Here is a 21107-nt window from a genome sequence, read left to right on the forward strand (position 1 = left end):
CCGCGGGAGGCCGTACCCCAGAGGGCGCCGCACCCCAGAGCGTGTACGTACTCCAGAGCGTGTACGTACCTCAGGAGGTGCCGCGCGAGGCGGATCCCCGCACCGGCACGCCCCGGCGCGGGTCCGGCACCCCGGCGGTCACAGCCTCAGCTCGCCGCCGCCCGCGCGTCCCTTGGCGACGAACGTACCGGCCGCCTTGTCGTGCCAGCACTGCCGCCAGGGCCGGTCGAACAGGCACCACGCGGCGTTGACCACCCCGACCACCAGCAGCCCCAGCACCCCGTGCACCAGCCAGCGCAGCACGGCCTTGCCGAACGAGGGCTTTCCGTAGCCCTCGATGTTCACCACCGAGAGCCCGAACAGCTTCTTGCCCAGCGTGCGGCCCCACCGGGCGGTCGGCAGCACCTCGTAGACCAGCCCGAAGACCAGCACGACCCCCACGACCAGCGCCAGATAGCCGCCTGTCGTGCCGTCGACGAGCCACACCCGCTGGGTGACGCCCGCCCGCTCCACGGCCTCCACCTTGGCGTCGATGTGGTCGATCGTCCGGTCCACGAACGGGAACGCGGCTCCCGCGGCCACCCCGAGCGTCAGCACGAGGTCGACCAGGCGCGCACCGAGCCGCATGCCCAGCGACCCGGGCCGCGCCTCCTGCTGCGCGGCCCGCGCGAACGGGTCGTCGGCGGGCGGCCGCCACGGGGTGACGGCGTCCTGCCCTGCGGACTGCGGCTGGGCCGGCGACCCCACCGGCTGCGACCAGGAGGGAGCGGCCGGCTCCGGTGGCCGACCGGACTGCTGGGCGGCGGGCGGGCGTGCGGACTGGTCCTGCCCGGGTCCGGGCGCCGGAGCGAGTCCCCCGGGTGGTCCCTGCTGCGCGGGGAGCGCGACCGGGCCCGCGCCGAGCGCCGTCTGCTGACCCGGCCGCTCGGCCACGGCCCCGGCCGCCCCCTGCGCGGGGGCCGGTTGGCCGGACCCGGATGCCTGGCCGGGGTCGGACGCGGGGGTACCGCCGCCGGCACCGGGCAGGTTCGGCTCGCCCCGGTCCGGGACGGATCCGCCCGGCGTCGGGCGGCCGTTCGCCGGTGCCTGGCTCTGCGCCGGGATCGCCGCCGCACCGCCGGGCGGTGCGGACGCCGCGGCGGGGGCGGACTGCTCGGGCAGGTTCACGGCCGTCGGTACCGGACGGTTCGGGTCCGCGCCCGGACCGGTGCCGGACGCCCCGCCCTCCGCCGTTGCGTCGGCGGTCGGCGCTGTCGGCGGGCCACCGGGTGCGGCGGCGTCCGCTGCCGGGGTCGAGCGGGCGGGCGCCCCGGCCTGCGGAGCCCGGTCACCGGTCCGGAGGACCTCGGAGCGGCGCAGGCCGACCGTCTTCTCCCGGCCACCCGGCTGCGGTGGTCCGGGGGCCGGGCCCGGTTCGGGTTCGGGGCGCTCGGACGCCCGCGCGTCGCCGCCCCAGTCGCCCCGGGGGTCGGCAGCGGGCGGCCCGAAGCCGCCCTGCGGCGGACCGGAACGCGCCGGGCCGGACTGCGGCCGGGCCGGGGCCGGTCCGGGCGTTCCGCCGGCCGCCGCGGGCTGCGCGCCCGGCAGCGGCTGCTGCGGACCGGGCCCGTCCCCGTCGCCGCCCTCGTCCAGGAAGACCGGGCCGGTCTCGTCCGCCGTCGAACGGCGCGGGCTCGGCGGTCCCGCAGGGCCCTCCTGACCGCCGGTGGCGGGCGGGGCGGGAGCCGCCGCGGGCGAGGACGCCACCGGCGGCGGCGCGGGCATGGGTTCACCCTCACGTGGCTCGGGGCGGCTGGTCCCGGGCACCCAGGACGAGCCGTTCCAGTAGCGGATGTATCCGGGGATGGACGGATCCGGATAGTACCCAGCACGGGGCACCTCACCCTGAGTACCGGAGGGTCCCACAGCCCCCAACTCCCCTCACGCACGAAGCATTCGACCGGGCCGCGGTGGTGCGGCCGCACGGCCCGCCGCTCGCGGTGCGGCGGGCTCCTCCTCACCGTCCGGGAAGGACGGTAAGGAGGACAGTAACGAAGAAGACCGCGCGGGGCGGAAGCAGTCGCCGGGTGGCCCGCCTTCGAGGGACCCGCCGACACCCCGCCGCCCGCGGCCCGACCAGGCGGAATCGCGCCCGGTCAGCTCACCGGAGCGCCCTCGGCGGCCGCCGGGAGGTCACCCGCGCGGGGTGCCCGGCGAAAAACTTCCGCGAACCCGTGTAAGAAACCGCGCCCTGCCGCCTCTTCTCCGGTGCGGGCCTCTTTCCGGCGGCCCGCACCCGGGGATCCGGGGATCCGGGGAGCACACGAAAGGGCGCACAGTATGCACACCGTCGTCGAACGCGAAGTGGAGATGAGGCTCGTCCTCGCGCCGGAGCTGAGCGTGGCCGTACCGGCCCGGCTCAGCTACCGCACGGACGACCCCTACGCCGTCCACATGACCTTCCACATCCACTCCGACACCCCCGTCCGCTGGACGTTCGCCCGCGAGCTGCTGGTCGAGGGGGTGGCGCAGCCCTGCGGGGACGGCGACGTACGGGTGTGGCCGACCTCCGTGGCGGACCGCGACGTGCTCTGCCTGGCGCTGAGTTCGCCCAACGGGGACGCGCTGCTGGAGGCGCCGTCCCAGGTGGTGGCCGACTGGCTGGAGCGGGTGCTGCGAGCGGTGCCGCCGGGCAGCGAGTCGGAGGCCCTGGGCCTGGACGAACAGTTGACCGGCCTGCTGGAGCAGTGACCCGGCTGCCGGGGTGACCGGCGCGGCGGCTGCCGCCCGCCCGGCGGGTGTTCCGCGCGGGCGGGCGGCTGCGGCGTGCCCGGATCCGGCGGTGCCGGACCGCGGCGTGCCCGTGCGGGGCTCCGGACCGTCGGCGCGGCAGCCGGACTGCCCGGTTCTCAGAACAGCTTTCCCGGGTTCAGGATCCCGGTGGGGTCGAAGGCGGCCTTGACCGCCCGGTGGAGTTCCAGGCTCACCTCGCCCAACTCGCGCGCCAGCCACTCCTTCTTCAGCAGTCCGACGCCGTGCTCGCCGGTGATCGTGCCGCCCAGCCGCAGGCCCAGTTCCATGATCGCGTCGAAGGACTCCCGTGCCCGGCGGGCCTCGTCCTCGTCGGCGGCGTCGAAGCAGACGGTGGGGTGGGTGTTGCCGTCTCCGGCGTGCGCGCAGACGCCGATGGTCAGTCCGTACCGTTCGGCGATCTCCGCGGTCCCCTCCAGCATGTCGGCCAGCCGGCTGCGCGGTACGCACACGTCGTCGATCATCGAGGTGCCCTTGACCGCCTCCAGCGCGGTCAGCGCGGCCCGCCGGGCCTGCAGCAGCAGTTCGGACTCGGCGGGATCGGCGGCCGGTACCACCCCGCTCGCGCCCGCTGCCGTGCACAGGTCCTCCACGGCGCGCAGTTCCGGGACCGGGTCGGGGGTGTCGAAGGCGGCGAGCAGCAGCGCCTCGGTGGTCTCGGGGAGCCCCATCTTCGTCATCTCGTTGACGGCGCGCAGCGTGGTGCGGTCCATCAGCTCCAGCAGCGCGGGTGTGTGGCCCGCCGCCATGATCCGGCACACCGCGTCGCAGGCCGCGGCGGCCGAGGGGAACTCCGCCGCCAGGGCGAGCTGCCGGGGCGGCTGGGCGCGGAGTCCGAGGACGGCGCGGACGACGATGCCCAGGCTGCCCTCGGAGCCGACGATCAGCCTGGTGAGGTCGTAGCCGGCCACGCCCTTGGCGGTGCGGCGGCCGGTGGACAGCAACCTCCCGTCGGCGAGCACCACGTCGAGGCCGAGCACGTACTCGGCGGTGACGCCGTACTTGACGCAGCACAGGCCGCCGGAGCCGGTGCCGATGTTGCCGCCGATGGTGCACGTCTCCCAGCTGGAGGGGTCCGGCGGGTAGCTCAGGCCGTGCTCGGCCACCGCGCGGGAGAGCCGGGCGTTGACGACGCCCGGCTCCACCACGGCGATCCGGTCGACGGGGTCGATCTCCAGGATGCGGTCCATCCGGACGAGGGAGAGCAGCAGACAGCCCTCCACCGCGTTGGCGGCCCCGGAGAGCCCCGTTCTGGCGCCCTGCGGCACCACCGGGACCTGCCGGGCGTGCGCGGTGCGCAGCACGTGCTGCACCTGCTCCACGGTGCGCGGCAGCACGAGGGCTGCCGGGCGGCCGGCGGGGCAGAAGCCGGCCGTGTCGGCGGCGTACGAGCGCAGGACGTCGGGGTCGGTCCGCACCGCGTCGGCGGGGAGCGCGGCCCGGAGCTGTTCGATGAGCTCGCTCATCCCCTCAGCGTGGCAGCGCACTTGCGCCCGGGGAAGCCCCGCAGCCCCCTGTGCTGGGGGCTTCCCCGCCCACCCGGCGCCCGCACGGGGGGCTACAGGTTGCCGCGGCGTTCCTGCTCCCTCTCGATGGCCTCGAAGAGCGCCTTGAAGTTGCCCTTGCCGAAGCCCATCGAGCCGTGCCGCTCGATGATCTCGAAGAAGACGGTGGGCCGGTCCTGGACCGGCTTGGTGAAGATCTGCAGCAGGTAGCCGTCCTCGTCGCGGTCGACGAGGATCTTCAGCTCGCGCAGCGTCTCGACCGGCACCCGGGTCTCGCCCGCCCACTCCCCCAGCGTGTCGTAGTAGGTGTCGGGGGTGTCGAGGAACCGCACACCGGCCGCGCGCATGGTCCGCACGGCGGAGACGATGTCGTTGGTGGCCAGGGCGATGTGCTGGACGCCGGAGCCGCCGTAGAACTCCAGGTACTCGTCGATCTGGGACTTCTTCTGGGCGACGGCGGGCTCGTTGATCGGGAACTTCACCTTGAGCGTGCCGTCGGCCACGACCTTGGACATGAGTGCGGAGTACTCGGTGGCGATGTCGTCGCCGACGAACTCCTTCATGTTGGTGAAGCCCATGACCCGGTTGTAGAACTCGACCCACTCGTTCATCCGGCCGAGTTCGACGTTGCCGACGCAGTGGTCGATGGCCTGGAAGCAGCGCCGCTCCGGGGGTTCGACGATCGGGTCCATGGCGGCGAAGCCGGGCAGGTAGGGGCCGTCGTACCCGGTGCGTTCGACCAGGGTGTGCCGGGTCTCGCCGTAGGTGGCGATGGCGGCCCGGACCACGACGCCGTGCTCGTCCTTGGTCTCGTAGGGCTCCTCGAGGCCGCGGGCGCCGTGTTCGACGGCGTACGCGTAGGCGGCGCGCGCGTCCGGGACCTCGATGGCCAGGTCGACGACGCCGTCGCCGTGCGCGGCGACGTGGTCGGCCAGGAAGCGGCCCCGTTCGGTGGTGGGGCGGATGACCGAGGTGAACACGAACCGCGCCGAGCCGGACTCCAGTACGTAACTGGCCGTCTCCCGGCTGCCGTTCTCCGGACCGGCGTAGGCGACGGCCCGCATGCCGAAGGCCGTGGAGTAGTAGTGCGCTGCCTGCTTCGCGTTGCCGACGGCGAAGACGACCGCGTCCATGCCCTTGACCGGGAAGGGATCTGCCTGCCGTGCGGTCTCGGGGGTTGCCGGGTCGGTGGTCTTTCCGGATGCAGCAGTCATGGCGGCAGCGTCCCGCTGGGCCACAAGGTGCGCAATAGTTTGCGTTTCGGCTGGGCAGATTGTTCAGTGGAACACGGGACTGGGCGGACGATGTGTGCAATGTGTGCAGCACCTCAGCGCACTACGCCGACACTCACGGAGAGGCAACCCATGGGCATCGACCGATTGGACGGACGGCTGCTCGAACTGCTCGCCGAGGAGCCCCGGATCGGCGTGCTGGAGCTGTCCCGGCGGCTCGGCGTCGCACGCGGCACGGCGCAGGCCCGGCTGGACCGGCTCACCTCGGGCGGCGCCATCCGCGGCTTCGGCCCGCAGGTCGACCCGGCGGCACTCGGCTACCCCGTCACGGCCTTCGCGACGCTGGAGATCAGGCAGGGCCAGGGCGCGGAGGTACGGGCGCATCTGGCCACCGTCCCCGAGGTGCTGGAGCTGCACACCACCACCGGCAGCGGCGACATGCTCTGCCGCCTGGTCGCGCGCTCCAACGCCGACCTCCAGCGGGTGATCGACCGGGTCGTGGGCATCGAGGGCATCGTCCGCGCCTCCACGGCCATCGTCATGGAGAACCCGGTGCCGCTGCGCATCGTGCCGCTGGTGCGGCAGGCCGCACAGGACTCCGCCGGGCAGTGACACCGCACGGGACCCGGCAGCGGCCCGCGGTCAGCAGGCGGGCACCTTGCCGTCGGTACGGATCTCCTCCAACGCGTCCAGCGCCCCCTGGAGCGAGCCGACCGGCACCAGCCGCAGCCCCGAGGGCAGCCGCGCACCGGCGTCGTCGCACTGCTCCTCGGGGACGAGGAACCAGGTCGCCCCGTCGCGCCGGGCCGCCTGCGTCTTGAGCGGGACGCCGCCGACGGGACCCACCTTCCCGTCCGCGTCGATGGTGCCGGTACCGGCCACGGTGCGGCCGCCGGTCAGCCCGGCGCCGGCGCCGTCCCCGTCCAGCTTGTCGACGATGCCGAGCGCGAAGAACAGCCCCGCGCTCGGGCCGCCGACATCGCCCAGCCGCAGCTTCACCCGCACCTTCTCCGGGGAGCGGTGCAGTTGGCGCAGCGCCGCGGTGACGGCATTGCGCTGCGAGTCCTTCATCTCCGCCGAGATGCGCTTCTCGGCGTCCTCGGTGTCCCCGCCACCCGGGTAGACGGCGTCGCGGGGCATCACGGCCCGGTCCCTGCGGAACCAGGACCGCACCAGGTCGGGCAGCCGCACGGTGGCCTCGGGCCGGGTCGCGGCGATGGTGACCGACAGCAGCCGCCCCTTGTCGCTCCCGTGCGTCTCGGCGCCCTCGACGGTGATCACGGGCTTGCCGTTGCTGCGGCCGAGCACGTTCGCGGTCTCGCCGGGCTGGGCGAGCGAGAAGGGCAGCGGGGCGGCCAGCGCCACGACGAACAGCAGGACGACGGGCAGCACGCAGAGCGCGAGCGTGCGGCGGCGGGTACGGCGCGGGCCTTCGGTCCCCGGGGCGCGGGTGCTGGATGCGGACACCCCCGCAATCTACCGACCGGGAAGCGGGCCGGTACGCAGACCCCGTGCCGGGTCCCCGTGCCGGGTCCCCGTACCGGCCCCTGCCGCCCGCGCCGGTCCGCTCAGCGCAGCGCGGCGGCCGCCTCGTCGGCGGCCCGGACCACGCGGTGGCCGACCTGTTCGGGCACCGTCTCGGACAGCATCACCACGCCCACGCTGCCCTCGATCCCGTTCACGCCCAGCACCGGCGCCGCGGCACCGCTGGCGCCCGCCTCCAGCTCTCCGTGGGTGAGCACGAAGCCGGGACCGCGCTCGCTGTCGGGACCGCGCCCGGCGAGTATCGCGCGGCCCGCGGCACCCTTGTCGAGGGGATGGCGGAACCCCGTGCGGTACGCGACGTGGTAGTCCGTCCAGCTCGGCTCGACCACCGCGACGGCCAGTGCCTCGGTGCCGTCGACGAGGGTGAGGTGCGCGGTGGCGCCCACGTCCTCGGCCAGCGAGCGCAGCGCGGGCAGCGCCGCCTCCCGGACCAGCGGATGCACCTGCCGCCCCAGGCGCAGCACCCCGAGCCCGACCCGTGCCCGGCCGCCGAGGTCGCGGCGGACGAGGGCGTGCTGCTCCAGAGTGGCCAGCAACCGGTAGACCACGGTGCGGTTGACGCCGAGCTTGTTGGACAGCTCGGTGACGGTGAGGCCGTGATCGGTGTCGGCCAGCAATTTGAGGACACGCAGCCCTCGGTCGAGCGTCTGAGAGGTTTCCGCTGTCACGACGCCCCCCTCCCTCGGGTGAGTGACGGCAGCCGCGAGGGCGGACGCGTATCGAGAGCCACCTCCCCCGGCCCCGGCCTGGGTCGGCACCCCGAGCGCAGCGCTGGAGGCCGCCGGTCGCGGTGGCACTGGAAAGAGCTGTTGCCCAGCGAACTGGGCGAACTGAGTGTCAACGGGATAACCGGCCGCCCGCGGCACCTCGCCACGGGCTGTGTGTCCGGGAAATTTAGCGAGCAGCACCGCTGACCGGAAGAGTCTGTCCAGAATCCGGGCGCCGCCTGACCGCCTTCACCGCAAACGTCCCGAAGGTACGGACTCGTATTCTTTTCGGAACGCCTCCTGCAGTCCGGAGCGCCTTCCGGGCGAATTTCCGTGGAATTTCCGAACGGTTGCCGAACGAATTCCTGGTTTTCGGCCCGATCACCGGACGGTCGACCGGCCGAACGGATTCTCCGGGGACTCCGCGAACGGCGGTGCACACCGGAGTCCGCCCGCCGGCCGCCGGGGAAGCCGCCGCCGGCGGGCCCTGTGGCACCCGAGCCCGGACTCCCGACCACCGGCCGTCCACACCCGGGAGGGCCGCCCGCAGCCGGGGCCCGGTCAGCTCATCCGAGTGGCCCACTCCCGCACCTTGGCGATGCGGTCCTCGATCTGGTTCGCGGTCGCCTCCGCGCTGGGCGGCCCGCCGCACACCCGCCGCAGCTCGGTGTGGACGACTCCGTGCGGCTTCCCGCTCTGGTGCACATAGGCGCCCACCAGGTTGTTCAGCGTGCGGCGCTTCTCCAGCAGCTCCTTGTGGGTGACCACGGGCCGCTTGTCGGCGGGCGTCTCCAGCAGATCGGCCTCGCTGTCCGGCCGCTTCCTGCTGTGCGCGATCTGCCGGGCCTGCCGCTTCTGGAGCAGCATCTGCACCTGGTCGGGCTCCAGCAGCCCCGGGATGCCGAGGTAGTCCTGCTCCTCCTCGCTGCCCGGGTGGGCCTGCATGCCGAACTCGGCGCCGTCGTACATCACCCGGTCGAAGACCGCGTCCGACTCCAGTGCCTCGAAGGGCAACTGGTCCCCGTCGGCGCCCTCCTCGTCCTGCTCCCGCTCCGCCTCCTTGAGCAGGTCGGCCTCCTCCGCGTACGGATCGTCCTCGCCGCCCTTCTTCGGCTTGTCGAGGACGTGGTCGCGCTCGACCTCCATCTCGTTGGCGAAGGTCAGCAGCGTGGGGATCGTCGGCAGGAAGACCGACGCCGTCTCGCCGCGCCGCCTGGAGCGGACGAAGCGGCCGACGGCCTGCGCGAAGAAGAGCGGGGTGGAGACGGTGGTCGCGTACACCCCGACGGCCAGCCGCGGCACGTCCACGCCCTCGGAGACCATGCGGACGGCGACCATCCAGCGGTCGGCAGGATTCTCCGAGGTCCGGAAGTCCTCGATGCGCTGCGAGGCGCCGGTGTCGTCGGAGAGCACCACGGTCGGACCGGTACCGGTGATCTCGCGGAGCAGCTTGGCGTAGGCGCGGGCCGAGTCCTGGTCGGAGGCGATGACCAGGCCGCCCGCGTCGGGCACTGCCTTGCGCACCTCCGTCAGCCGGTGGTCGGCCGCGCGCAGCACGGCGGGCATCCACTCGCCGCGCGGCGCCAGCGCCGTACGCCACGCCTGGGAGATGGCGTCCTTGGTCATCGGCTCGCCGAGCCGGGCCTCGATCTCGTCCCCGGCCTTGGTCCGCCAGCGCATGTTGCCGCTGTAGGAGAGGAAGATGACGGGCCGCACGACGCCGTTGGCGAGCGCGTCGCCGTACCCGTAGGTGTAGTCCGCGACCGACCTGCGGATGCCCTCGCCGTCCTCGGCGTACTCCACGAACGGGATCGGGTTGGTGTCCGAGCGGAAGGGCGTGCCGGTCAGCGCGAGCCGCCGGGTGGCCGGCTCGAACGCCTCCTGGCACGCCTCGCCCCAGGAGCGGCTGTCCCCGGCGTGGTGGATCTCGTCGAGGATGACGAGGGTCTTGCGCTGCTCGACGCGGTTGCGGTGCAGCATCGGCCGCACACCCACGCCCGCGTAGGTGATCGCGACCCCCTGGTACTCCTTGCTCAGGGGACCCGCGCTGTACTCCGGATCCAGCTTGATGCCCACCCGTGCCGCGGCCTCGGCCCACTGCTTCTTCAGATGCTCGGTCGGCGCGACGACGGTGACCTGCTGCACGACGTGATGGTGCAGCAGCCACGAGGCCAGGGTGAGCGCGAACGTCGTCTTGCCGGCGCCCGGCGTCGCGACGGCCAGGAAGTCGCGCGGCTGCCGCTCCAGGTACGCGTCCATCGCCGCCTGCTGCCAGGCCCGCAGCTTGCTGGCCGTGCCCCAGGGGGCGCGGCCGGGAAAGGCGGGCGACAGATGGTGGTTGTTGCTGGGGGTGGTGGGGGTGGTAGTCACGGTCTCCGGGGCGACGGGATGACGACGGGATCAGGTACGGCGGCGGCCTGCCGGCACAGCCGCGCCAACCCTACCGGGGGTGCCGGGCGGCCGGAGCGGCGCCGGGGTCGCTGCGCCCGGCCACTCGCCGGATCACCGGGGCAGGGCCCGGGAGAAGTGGTCCGGCCTGCCGTTGTCCCAGTCGAGCGCGAGGCTGCGGCCCCCGTCGCCGAGCACCGCCCGGCCGGTCATCGCCCTGCCCCGGCAGCTTCCGTCGAGCCGCAGGCCGCGGCTGACGGTTCCGGAGCAGCGTGCCCCGACGCCCTGCACCGTGCAGGAGCCGCCGGTGACGGTGGGGGCCGCGGCAGCCCGGCGCACGCGGATCCCGCACGGCGGCCGGCCGGGGCCGCCGCACGGCAGCCGGCCGGCTGCGCAAGGTGGCCTCCCGGTGGCCGGACAGCGGCCGTCCGGTGGCCGTCCGGTGTGCTTTCCGGCAACGAACCGGCCGACGCGGGGCAACCCTTCACGCGCCTCGCGGGTCTCACGGACGACTGACCAAAGCCCCGGTCCCGGTCCGCCCCCGCAGGCTCAACTCCTTTTGCTCTTCCTGCCGCTGGAATCCGGAGCACAACGACTCAGGAGGACGAGTGCGTCACCACGACCGTGCCACCCCCCGCACCACACCCGCTCGCACAGCAACAGCAAGTGCCACCGCCGTGGCCGCCCGCGCCGTCGGCGTGACGGCCGCACTGGCCGCCGGTCTCCTCTGCGCCACACCGTCGGTGGCGGCACCGGCGAAGAGCGCCGCCGCGCCCGGCGCCACCACGGCGGCCAGGAGTGCCGCCGCGCCCAAGGCCGACTTCGACGGCGACGGATACGCCGAGACCGTCGCGGCGGCTCCCACGGCAACCGTCTCCGGCAAGTCGTACGCGGGGTTCCTCACCGTGACCTACGGCTCGGCGAAGGGCGCGGACGTCTCGCGCCGCCAGCTCTTCAGCGCCAACTCGGCGGGGGTGCCCGGGAGCGCGGAGACCTACGGGGCGTTCGGCCGCGACACCGCGGCCCGTGACTTCGACGGGGACGGCGTCGGCGACCTGGCCGTCAGCGGCAACAAGGGCGTCGTCATCCTGTGGGGCGAGAAGGGCAAGGGCCTCACGAGCGCCACGCAGGTCTCGGGCGTCGAGAACGTCACCCGCCTCGTCGCGGGCGACTTCGACGGCGACAAGAAGCCCGACCTGGCCGTGGGCACCGGCGACTTCGACCAGGGACTGACGGTGCTGTACGGCGGCTTCGGCCGGGACGGCAAGGCCGCCAGGAGCGACAGCCGCGAGACCGGCCATCTGTTCGGGCCGACGTCGCTGACGGCGGGCGACGTCACCGGCGACGGTGTCGACGACCTGGTCACCACGCACGCCTTCGAGGAGATGTCCGAGAGCAGCGAGTTCTTCCAGGGCTCGACCGACGGGCTGGCCACCTCCTCCGAGCACGTGACCGACGCCGAGACCGGCGTCATCGCCGACGTGGACAAGGACGGCTTCGGCGACCTGGTGGTCCGCACCGTTCCGGGTGGCGTCGTGGAGGACCTGCCCCACGACCACGGCACCCTCAAGGTGCTCTACGGCTCGGCCGACGGACCGGGCGCGCACCGCACGAGCACGCTGACCCAGAACAGCACGGGTGTGCCGGGCGTCAACGAGAAGGGCGACGAGTTCGGCAAGGCGCTCGCGGCGGGCGACGTCAACGGCGACGGGTATGCCGACATCGCGGTCGGCGTGCCGGGCGAGGACATCGGCAGCGGCGCCTCGGGCAAGGACGCCGGGGCCGTCGTCCAACTCCTCGGCGGCAAGAACGGGCTGACCGGGGCGGGCGCGAAGAACTGGGACCAGGGCAGCGCGGGTGTGCCCGGCGTGGTCGAGGCCGGGGACCGCTTCGGTGCGGCCCTGACCATGACCGACACCGACCGGGACGGCCGGGACGACCTGGCTGTCGGCGCGCCCACCGAGGACGGCGGCAGCAACGCGGTCGACGCGGGCGCGGTGTGGGTGCTGCGGGGCACCACGCGCGGGCTGACGGCCGACGGCGTCGTCTCCTACGGGCCCAAGACCCTGGGCGCCCCGGAGGCGGGCTCCCACCTGGGCGCCGGCTTCGCCCGCTGATCCGGCGAGTGGCCGGCGGAACCCGCCGGCCCTGCGGGACGGCGCCGGTGCCGCGGTGGGGGCCGCGGCACCGGCGCCGTCGCGTCGGAAGGCCCAACTCGCGTGCAGCGGCGACGGGTTGGAGCCGGGAATCGGATGCGCGAACACCATCGAATTCGTTGTCATGCATGAGTCACATGAGTACTGTGACGCCCCAGGCGCCTGAGCTCCATCCCCCCACCACAGGAGCACGTCATGCCCGCACATCCGCATGCCCGCAGGCCGCGCACCCGCGTCACCGTCGCCCTCGGCACCGCTCTGGGCTGCGCCGCACTGCTCACCGGCGTCCAGTCCGCGACGGCCGGACCGAGCGACCGAACCCCCTCGATGAACGCCTCCTTCGCCTCGGCCGCCGAGAAGTACGGGATACCCCGCGACGTCCTGGCCGCCGTCGGCTACGGCGAGACCCACTTCGACGGCCACGACGGCGCCCCCAGCCAGGCGCACGGCTTCGGTGTGATGCACCTGGTCAGCAACCCCGCCCGGCACACCCTCGAACGCGCGGCCGAGCTCACCGGGAAGTCCACGGCCCGGCTGCGCACCGACACCGACGCCAACATCCGCGGCGGAGCGGCCGTGCTGCGCGGCTACGCCGACGCCCTCGGGCTCGACGCGGCGGAACGCGCCGACGCGGACGCGTGGTACCCGGTCGTCGTCCGCTACAGCGGCGCCCGCGGCACCGCCGCGCGGCTGTACGCCGACAACGTCTACCGGATCCTGCGCCAGGGCGTCCGGGGCCGCGCCCCGGACGGCGAGCGGGTGTCCGTCGCGGCCCGCGACGTCCACCCCGCCCGGGACGCCGCCGGGTCCGGGCCCGCCACCCGCAGCGCCGACTACCCGGACGCCGCATGGGTTCCGGCCGATCCGGCCAACTACGCCAAGGGCCGCAGCGCGGCGCTCGACACGATCGTCATCCATGTGACCCAGGGCTCCTACGCGGGCACCATAAGCTGGTTCCAGAACCCCGAGGCCAAGGTCAGCGCCCACTACGTGGTGCGCTCCTCGGACGGCGCGGTCACCCAGACGGTGCGCGACGCGGACACCGCCTACCACGCCAGGAGCGCCAACTCCTCCGCGCTGGGCATCGAGCACGAGGGGTACGTCGACGACCCGTCCTGGTTCACCGACGCGATGTACCGCTCCTCCGCCGCGCTGACCCGCCATCTCGCGGACGCGCACGGCATCCCGCTCGACCGCGAGCACATCATCGGCCACAGCGAGGCCCCCGGCAACGACCACAGCGACCCCGGGAAGCACTGGGACTGGGACCGGTACATGAAGCTGGTCAAGGGCTGACGCGACGGCCGCTCGCAGACCGCACACGAGCGGCCCCAGGCCGGAACCGCGAACGGCACCGGACCGGCGCCGGGGCCGGGACCAGGACCGGCGACCGAGTGGCAACTCCCACCACGGTAGGTGTCCCCCTCCCCGGGCGGCGCTTACCGTGGTGGGCATGTCAGCGCCCGAGCCCGGACCCGCGGCCGTACCGCCGGACGACCCCGCCACACGCCGCCGGGAGACCGTGTTCAGCAGCGCCCACCGGCCGCTGACCTTCGGCATCGTCTCCGTCGTGCTGCTCATCGCCTTCGAGGCGACCGCCGTCGGTACGGCCATGCCGCTGGCGGCCGACGAACTGGACGGCATCCCGCTCTACGCGTACGCCTTCTCCGCCTTCTTCACCACGTCCGTGGTCGGCATGGTCGCCTCGGGGCAGTGGTGCGACCACCGAGGTCCACTGCCTCCGCTGACCACCGGCATCGCGCTCTTCGCGGGCGGCCTCCTGCTGTCCGGGACCGCCGGGAGCATGTGGCTGTTCATCCTCGGCCGCGCCGTGCAGGGAGTGGGCGGCGGGCTGGTGATCGTGGCGCTGTACGTCACCGTCAGCCGCGCCTTCCCCGAGCATCTGCGGCCCACCGTGATGGCCGCGTTCGCCGCCTCCTGGGTGGTGCCCTCCGTCGTGGGGCCGCTGATCTCCGGCACGGTCGCCGAGCAACTGGGCTGGCGCTGGGTGTTCCTGGGCATCCCGGCACTGGTGGCGCTGCCGCTGCTGGTGATGCTGCCGCCGCTGAGGCGCCGGGCCTCCGGACCGCCCCCGGCCTCCGGTCCCCCCGGGGACGGGAGCGGCGACCGGCACGAGGGCGGGCGGCGGATCCGGCTCGCGGCCGCCGCCGCGCTCGGCGCCGGACTGCTCCAGTACGCCGGTCAGGACCTGCGCTGGAGCGCGCTGCTGCCCGCCGCGGCGGGGCTCGCCCTGCTGGCCCGGTCGCTGCGGGTGCTGCTCCCCCGCGGGACCCTGCGCGCGGCCCGCGGACTGCCCTCCGTCGTGCTGCTGCGCGGAATGGCGGCCGGTTCCTTCATCGTCGCGGAGAGCTTCGTCCCGCTGATGCTGGTGACCCAGCGCGGGCTGTCGGTCACCCTGGCGGGGCTCACCCTCGCCGCGGGAGGCGCACTGTGGGCGCTGGGCTCCTTCGCCCAGTCGCGGCCCCGGCTGGAACCGCACCGCGAACGGCTCGTCGTCCTCGGTATGTCCCTGGTCACCGTCGCCGTCGGCTGCACGCCGCTGGTGCTGGTGGAGTCGGTACCCGTCTGGTGTCTCGCCCTGGCCATGGGCATCGGCTGCTTCGGCATGGGCCTGACCATCTCCTCCCTGAGCGTCCTGCTGCTGCGGCTCTCGGCACCGCAGGCGGCCGGACGCAACTCCGCCGCGCTCCAGTTGTGCGACGGGCTCTCCAACGTGCTGCTGCTCGCGCTGACCGGCGCCCTGTTCGCCGCACTGGGCGGCGGCGCGGTCACCGTCACCGGTACCGGCGGCGAGGGCGCCGCGGGCGCGGGCGGCCCGGACGCCGCGCAGCCGGCAGCGTTCGCGGCCGTGTACGCCGTCTCGGCCGTCGTCGCCCTCGCCGGCGTCGCGGTGGCCCGACGGCTGCGACCTGAACCCCCCGCCGGGGACCCGGCAAAGCGCCGGACGTCCGTTACGGAAGGGACGCAGGAGCCCACCGAGGCGGCAGTGCCGACGGAGTGATCCAGAAGCGGAGAACCCCGCCTCCCGCACCGACCCAAAATCTGCTTATGGTTCTGCCATGTTCGACTCGCGACACATCAAGACCTTCCACGAAGTGGTGCGCGCGGGTTCCTACTCCGCGGCGGCCCGGGCGCTGGGCTACACCCAGCCCGCGATCACCCAGCAGATGAAGGCGCTGGAGCGGTCCGTGGGCACCCCGCTGTTCGTCCGCGTCGGCCGCCGGATGCGGCTCACCGAGGCGGGAGAGGCGCTCGCCCGGCACTCCGCGGTGATCCTGGAGAGCATCAGCACCGCCCGGCAGCAGATGGAGTCCCTCACCAGGCTGCGGGCCGGCAAGGTCACCGTCTGCGCCTTCCCCAGCGCGGGCGCCACCCTGGTGCCCGAGGCCCTCGCCGAACTCGCCGCCGCACACCCCGGCATACGTGTCGAACTCCAGGAGGACGAGCCGCCCGAATCGCTGCGCCGGGTCGTACGCGGCGAGTGCGACATCACCCTCGCCTTCACCTACCCCGGACTGCGCGAACAGGTACCCGAGGAACTGGTGGAGATCCCGCTGCTGGAGGACCAGCTCACCGTCCTGCTGCCCACCGGCCACCCCATGGCCCGGCGCCGCGCCGTGCAACTGCGCGAGCTGGCCGGCGAACGCTGGATCGCCGGCTGCCTGCGCTGCCGCGCCAACTTCCTGCACGAATGCGCCGAACTGGGCTTCGCGCCCGAGATCGCCTTCACCACCGACGACAACCTGGTGGTGCAGAGCCTGGTCGCCGAAGGGCTCGGCGTCGCCATGGTGCCCGGACTGGTGCTCTCCTTCCTCGTCCACCGGAAGGTCACCGGCCGCGCACTCGACCCCGCCTCGCGCCGCCAGGTCTCCGCGTACCTGCTGCGCGAGCACCTGGAGATACCCGCCACAGCACGCGTACTGGCGGCGCTGCGCACGGTCGCGGAACGCCGCGTCGGCTGCTGACCGCTGCCGCGGAGGCCGCCTGTGGCGCCTCCCCCACGTCGCGGGGCCGCGCCCATGGGCGGAGTGCGACGGGCTCCTCCGCATCGAACGGACCCGGCTGCCGTGAGCCGACCGGACCGCCCTCCCATAAGCAGATGCGAGGGAGGGGCCAAGGAACCGTCGTTGGACGTGATACCTGCCCGCCGCGACGCTGCCCGTATGACTGCGACGACGACCACCCCATCCGCCGCCCGGACGGCCGGGCGGCTGCACGCCCTCGTCGAGGACGTGCGCGAGGCCGTCGGCCGAGGGCTGCCGCCGGACGTGACCGCGTACCTGGTCGGCGAGAAGCTGGCACCGCACCTGGGCGCCGACGATCTGCTGACCGACGCCCAGTGCGCACCCGACCCCGAACGCTACCGCCAGCACGTGCTGCACGCGGAGAGCGACGGCAGCTTCTCCGTCGTCGCCCTGGTGTGGCTGCCCGGACAGGGCACCTCGATCCACGACCACGTCTCCTGGTGCGTGACCGGCGTACACCAGGGCGAGGAGCACGAACGCCGCTACCGGCTGCTGCCCGCCGAAGCCGCAGGCGGCAGCGCGCGCCTCGTCGCCACCGAGGACGTGGTCAACCCGCAGGGAGCCGTCTGCGGGTTCGCCCCGCCCGGCGACATCCACCGGGTGTGGAACGGCTGCGAGGGCCTGGCCGTCTCCCTGCACATCTACGGAGCGGACATCTCGCGGCTGGGCAGCAGCGTCCGCCGGGTGTACGACCTTCCGGCCGACGCCTGATGGCACTCCTCGGGAGCCGCGCGCGGGAGACCACCGCGGACCGGCCCACGGCGGCCGGGACCACCGCGCCCACGCGGAAGCCGAGCCCGCTGCCCGGGCTCGCGTTGGCCGCGCTCGGCGTGGCCGCGGCATCCGCCGTGCACCTCCTGGTGCCCGCCGTTCCGATGCTGACGGCCGCGGTCGTGCTCGGCATCGCCGCCGCGCACCTGCCGGGAGTGCGCACCCTGGTACGCGGAGCCGCCCGCCCCGGACTGACCCTGGCCGGCAAGCGGCTGATGCGGCTGGGCATCGTGCTGCTCGGGCTCAAACTCGCGCTCGGCGACGTGCTCGAATTGGGCTGGGCCACCGTCGCGATGGTCGCCTGCGTCGTCGTCGCCACCTTCTTCGGCACCGTCTGGCTCGGGCGCAGGCTCGGACTCCCCGGCGACCAGCCCGTACTCGTCGCCACCGGCTACTCCATCTGCGGGGCCTCCGCGATCGGGGCCGTCAGCGAGGTGCGGGGCAGCGAGGAGGAGGACGTCGCCACCTCGGTCGCGCTGGTCACCCTGTGCGGCACCCTCGCCATCCTCGTGCTGCCCCTCCTCCACGGGCCCCTGGGGCTGGACGCCGCGCAGTTCGGACGCTGGGTCGGCGCCGGTGTCCACGACGTCGGCCAGGTCGTCGCCACCGCCCAGACCGGCGGCCCGCAGGCCCTGAACGAGGCCGTCCTCGTCAAACTCCTCCGCGTGCTGATGCTGGCGCCCCTCGTCGCGGCCATGGTCCTCGCCGTACGACAACGCCACGGAGCCGACCGCCCACCGCAGGGCCGGCGCCCTCCCCTGGTGCCGCTGTTCGTGCTGGGCTTTCTGGGCATGGTGGCCCTGCGGACCACTGCGTGGCTGCCCGGCGCCGTGCTCGACGGCGCCGCCACCGCGCAGGAGATCCTGCTGGCCGCCGCGCTGTTCGGACTCGGCAGTGCGGTGCATCTGCCGTCGCTGACCCGCACCGGAGCCCGAGTCGCCGGGCTCGGACTCTGCGCCTGGGTCGTCGTCGCCGGTGCGTCCTACGGCGGCGTCCTCCTCACCACCTGACCCCCCTACGACTCCCTCCGCGGGGGGCGTCTTCGCGGGGGCAGTACCCCTCCGCGGGGTGCGGTGCTTGTGGGGGGCACGCCTCCTGGCGTTTTCGGCTATCCCCTTCGCGGGGTGCGTTGCGTTGTGGGGGCACGCCCCCGTCGTTCCCGGCTGCCGCCGAGCGGTCGTGTCGGGGGGCGCTGCCCCCCAACGGCCCCCCGCTAAGTGGGCTCCGCCCCCTTAGAAACCCCCAGGCACCAACACTTCTCCCTCCCCCTCCCGCATCCGGCAACCGCCGGAGGACTCTCGACTGCGGGAGCGCTCTTGTGCTGTGACGGACGGCATCAGGACACTTCCCGCACCCAACGGACCAAAGAAAAGACCCGGAGCAAGGTCCGCAAGGGGCTCACATGGATGCGGCTGGGGGTCCTAGGGGGCGAAGCCCACTAGCGGGGGGCTGTTGGGGGGCGGAGCCGCCCCAACGCCCGTCCGGCGAGGACAACGGGGGCTCGGGGGCGAAGCCCCCGACAACGAAGCCGCACCGAGGCGAACAACAGATGGGGGCACCCAGCGAAGGGGGGAGGAGGCGGCGCCCCCGCAAGGGGGCGCCCGGGTCAGGAGGAGCTGACCGCGGCCTGCGGGCGGATCGGCATCCGATTGACGGGCCGCCCCGTCGCAGCCCGCACCGCCGCCGCAACCGCGGACGGCGTGGTGACGACCGGCGCGGACGACGCGGCCTTCGCCCCGAACGGCGCCACCACATCCCGTTCCTCGACGAGCTTGACGATGCGGATGTCCGGCGCGTCCAGCGCCGTCGGCAGGGCGTAGGCGGTGAAGTCGGCGTGCCGCACGACGCCTTTGGCGACTCGCAGGTGTTCGGTGAGGGCGGTGCCGATGCCCTGGGTGATGCCGGCTTCGAGGCGGGCCCGTAGCTGGCGGGGGTTGAGGACCGCGCCGACGTCCTGGGCGAGTGCGACCTCGACGACGCGTACGGAGCCGAGTTCGATGTCGACGTCGACGACGGCGCGCACGGCGGCGAAGGCCAGTCCGACGAAGGCGTCGCCCTGGCCCCATTCGTCGAGCGGCTCGGTGGGGTGGGGGCGGCACTGCGCGGTGGCCCACAGTTCCTTGCCCTCCAGTGCTTCGGCGACTGTCGTGGAGAGCACGCCGTCGTAGGAGGTGATCTTCCCCTCGGAGATGGTGAGCAGTTCGGTGGACATGCCGAACTTCGCGGCGAGGGGCTGCAGGAGCTGGGTGCGGACCATTTTCGCGGCCCGTTCCACCGCGCCGCCGGACACCCAGGTGTGCCGGCCGCGGCCGCTGGCGCCGGACGGCGGCTGGTCGGTGTCGACGGAGGCGACGTGCACCTCTTCGATGCCGAGGGTCTCCTGGACGATCTGCCGGGCGAGGGTGTCGAAGCCCTGGCCGGATTCGACGGCGGCGCACATCACGGTGGCGACGGGGCCGCTGACTTTGACGGTGGCGGTGGAGACTTCGTCGGTGCCCTCGGCGCCGAGCATGTGGACCATGCCGAGCGCGTAGCCCACGCCGCGCCGCACGGCCGAGGGGTCGCCGGCGCCTTCGGGGCCGCCGGGCAGCAGCCAGTCCTCTTCGGGGGCGTCCTTGGGCAGCGGCGGCAGCGGCGCCTCGTGGACGGCGGTGAGGAGTTCGGCGACGGGCGCCGGGCAGGTGACGGTCTGGCCGGTGGGCAGCAGGTCGCCGGTGGCCATGGCGTTGCGCCTGCGTACCTCGACGGGGTCGAGGCCGAGCCGTTCGGCGAGTTTGTCCATCTGGCCCTCGTAGGCGGCGCACACCTGGAGGGCGCCTTCGCCGCGCACATGGCCGGAGGGCGGGTTGTTGGTGCGGACGACCCAGCCGTCGATCACGGCGTGCGGGACGACGTAGGGCCCGCAGGCGAAGGAGACGGCGGCGGCCAGCGCGTCGGACGAGGTGTCCGCGTAGGCGCCGCCGTCCAGCAGGATCTGCGCCTCGACCTTGACCAGGTTGCCCGCGTTGTCCGCGTGGTGGCGGTAGCGCAGCAGGGTGGGGTGGCGGTGGGCGTGGCCGAGGAAGGACTCCTCGCGGGTGAGCGCGATCTTGACGGGGCAGCCGGTGCGCATCGCCAGCAGTCCCAGCGGGATCTGGAGGGCCGCGTCCTCGCGGTCGCCCATGGAGCCGGGCACCCCGGTGACGACGATCTTGACTTGTTCGGGCGGGAGTCCGAAGCAGGCGGCTGCCAGGTCGCGGTCGGTGTGCGGGTCGGTGGAGGCGGTGTAGATCTCCACGCCGCCGTCCGGGCGCGGTACGGCCAGCGCGGCCTCGGCCCCGATCGGCGCCGGGTCCTGGCGGCCGATCCGGTAGAGGCCCTCGACGACCACGTCGCCGGTGGCTTCGGGGTCGCCGTAGCGCAGCGGGATGTGCCGCAGCAGGTTGCCGTCGGGGTGGAGCGGTTCGGATTCGAACGCCTTCTCCGGGTCGGTGACGGCTTCCTGCACCTCGTACTCGACGGCGATGGCCGCGGCGGCCAGCCGTGCCGTGTCCGGGTGGTCGGCGGCGACGGCGGCGATCGGCTCGCCGAAGTAGCGGACCACGTCGCGGGCGAATGCGGGCTGGTCGGCGATCCTGCGTCCGTGCGCGGAGTCGCCGGGGACGTCCTCGTGGGTGATGACGGCCAGCACGCCGGGCATCTTGGCGGCTTCTGCGGTGTCGATGGAGACGATCCGCGCGTGCGGGTGCGGCGAGCGGTGCACCGCGGCCCACAGCAGTCCCTCGGCCCACAGGTCCGCGGCGTAGGGGAAGGTGCCCTGCGCCTTGGCATAGGAGTCGGTGGGGAGAACGGAGACGCCCAGGCCGTGCGGGTCGGGTTCACCGCGGGCGCCCGGCAGCGGGGCGGCGCCTCCGGCGCCGGTGTGCCCGTCAGCCGTTTCCGTCATGCCGCCGCCTTTCTGTGCAGGGTGCGTACGCGGTGCACCCGG

At 73.8% G+C, this 21107-nt stretch carries 15 protein-coding genes and 1 pseudogene; 8 read left to right on the plus strand and 8 right to left on the minus strand.

Annotated elements, in window-relative coordinates; all coding sequences use genetic code 11:
* Positions 1-138 precede the first annotated feature (138 nt).
* Positions 139-1878 carry an RDD family protein gene (locus BMX65_RS19110; RefSeq protein ID WP_244905673.1) on the minus strand — a complete coding sequence of 580 codons (1740 nt, stop codon included), beginning with the start codon at positions 1876-1878 and terminating at the stop codon, positions 139-141.
* A gap of 441 nt (positions 1879-2319) precedes the next feature.
* Here BMX65_RS19110 and BMX65_RS19115 point away from each other — a divergent pair, with 441 nt between their 5' ends.
* Complete coding sequence (locus BMX65_RS19115; RefSeq protein WP_075001530.1) at positions 2320-2730, plus strand: SsgA family sporulation/cell division regulator; 411 nt, start codon at positions 2320-2322, stop codon at positions 2728-2730.
* Between the two features lie 158 nt (positions 2731-2888).
* Here the strand turns inward: BMX65_RS19115 and BMX65_RS19120 are convergent, their stop codons facing one another.
* Both BMX65_RS19120 and hppD read right to left on the minus strand, forming a co-directional pair.
* The gene (locus tag BMX65_RS19120) at positions 2889-4256 is read right to left on the minus strand and encodes an FAD-binding oxidoreductase (RefSeq protein WP_075001531.1); all 1368 of its coding nucleotides are present in this window, start codon (positions 4254-4256) and stop codon (positions 2889-2891) included.
* 92 nt (positions 4257-4348) lie between these two features.
* Positions 4349-5509, minus strand: a complete 1161-nt coding sequence (gene hppD, locus BMX65_RS19125; RefSeq protein ID WP_075001532.1) for a 4-hydroxyphenylpyruvate dioxygenase — start codon at positions 5507-5509, stop codon at positions 4349-4351.
* A 150-nt stretch (positions 5510-5659) separates the two neighbouring features.
* Between hppD and BMX65_RS19130 the strand changes: the two genes are divergently transcribed.
* Complete coding sequence (locus BMX65_RS19130; RefSeq protein WP_075001533.1) at positions 5660-6139, plus strand: Lrp/AsnC family transcriptional regulator; 480 nt, start codon at positions 5660-5662, stop codon at positions 6137-6139.
* Between the two features lie 30 nt (positions 6140-6169).
* On the opposite strand, the gene BMX65_RS19135 is transcribed toward BMX65_RS19130, so the two are convergent.
* From BMX65_RS19135 to BMX65_RS19150, 4 genes are all read right to left on the minus strand, one after another.
* Positions 6170-6994: a S16 family serine protease gene (locus BMX65_RS19135; protein WP_075001534.1), complete on the minus strand. Its 825-nt coding sequence runs from the start codon at positions 6992-6994 to the stop codon at positions 6170-6172.
* A gap of 101 nt (positions 6995-7095) precedes the next feature.
* A complete protein-coding gene (locus BMX65_RS19140) occupies positions 7096-7740 on the minus strand; it encodes an IclR family transcriptional regulator (RefSeq protein ID WP_075001535.1) in 645 nt (214 codons plus the stop codon).
* 600 nt (positions 7741-8340) lie between these two features.
* Complete coding sequence (locus BMX65_RS19145) at positions 8341-10149, minus strand: DEAD/DEAH box helicase (RefSeq protein WP_075001536.1); 1809 nt, start codon at positions 10147-10149, stop codon at positions 8341-8343.
* A 132-nt stretch (positions 10150-10281) separates the two neighbouring features.
* The gene (locus tag BMX65_RS19150; RefSeq protein WP_075001537.1) at positions 10282-10506 is read right to left on the minus strand and encodes a hypothetical protein; all 225 of its coding nucleotides are present in this window, start codon (positions 10504-10506) and stop codon (positions 10282-10284) included.
* A 269-nt stretch (positions 10507-10775) separates the two neighbouring features.
* Here BMX65_RS19150 and BMX65_RS19155 point away from each other — a divergent pair, with 269 nt between their 5' ends.
* The 6 genes and pseudogenes from BMX65_RS19155 to BMX65_RS19180 all read left to right on the plus strand — a co-directional run bounded on the left by BMX65_RS19155 (position 10776) and on the right by BMX65_RS19180 (position 18150).
* Positions 10776-12284, plus strand: a complete 1509-nt coding sequence (locus BMX65_RS19155; RefSeq protein WP_338068964.1) for an FG-GAP and VCBS repeat-containing protein — start codon at positions 10776-10778, stop codon at positions 12282-12284.
* Positions 12285-12518: 234 nt separating this feature from the next.
* Positions 12519-13616, plus strand: a pseudogene (locus tag BMX65_RS19160) (N-acetylmuramoyl-L-alanine amidase); the annotation flags it as partial.
* A 160-nt stretch (positions 13617-13776) separates the two neighbouring features.
* The gene (locus BMX65_RS19165) at positions 13777-15345 is read left to right on the plus strand and encodes an MFS transporter (RefSeq protein ID WP_075001595.1); all 1569 of its coding nucleotides are present in this window, start codon (positions 13777-13779) and stop codon (positions 15343-15345) included.
* A 58-nt stretch (positions 15346-15403) separates the two neighbouring features.
* Positions 15404-16309, plus strand: coding sequence for a LysR family transcriptional regulator (locus BMX65_RS19170; RefSeq protein WP_075001540.1), 906 nt, complete (start codon positions 15404-15406; stop codon positions 16307-16309).
* 198 nt (positions 16310-16507) lie between these two features.
* A complete protein-coding gene (locus BMX65_RS19175; protein ID WP_075001541.1) occupies positions 16508-17080 on the plus strand; it encodes a cysteine dioxygenase family protein in 573 nt (190 codons plus the stop codon).
* Positions 17080-18150 (plus strand): YeiH family protein, encoded by a 1071-nt coding sequence (locus BMX65_RS19180; RefSeq protein ID WP_075001542.1) that lies wholly within the window; start codon positions 17080-17082, stop codon positions 18148-18150. Before BMX65_RS19175 ends, BMX65_RS19180 begins: the two co-directional genes overlap by 1 nt.
* Positions 18151-18746: 596 nt before the next feature.
* Here BMX65_RS19180 and BMX65_RS19185 read toward each other — a convergent pair.
* Positions 18747-21065 (minus strand): molybdopterin cofactor-binding domain-containing protein, encoded by a 2319-nt coding sequence (locus tag BMX65_RS19185; RefSeq protein ID WP_075001543.1) that lies wholly within the window; start codon positions 21063-21065, stop codon positions 18747-18749.
* Positions 21066-21107: the final 42 nt, after the last annotated feature.

It is taken from the genome of Streptomyces qinglanensis (genome assembly GCF_900111245.1).
GTDB classification, from domain to species: Bacteria; Actinomycetota; Actinomycetes; order Streptomycetales; family Streptomycetaceae; genus Streptomyces; species Streptomyces qinglanensis.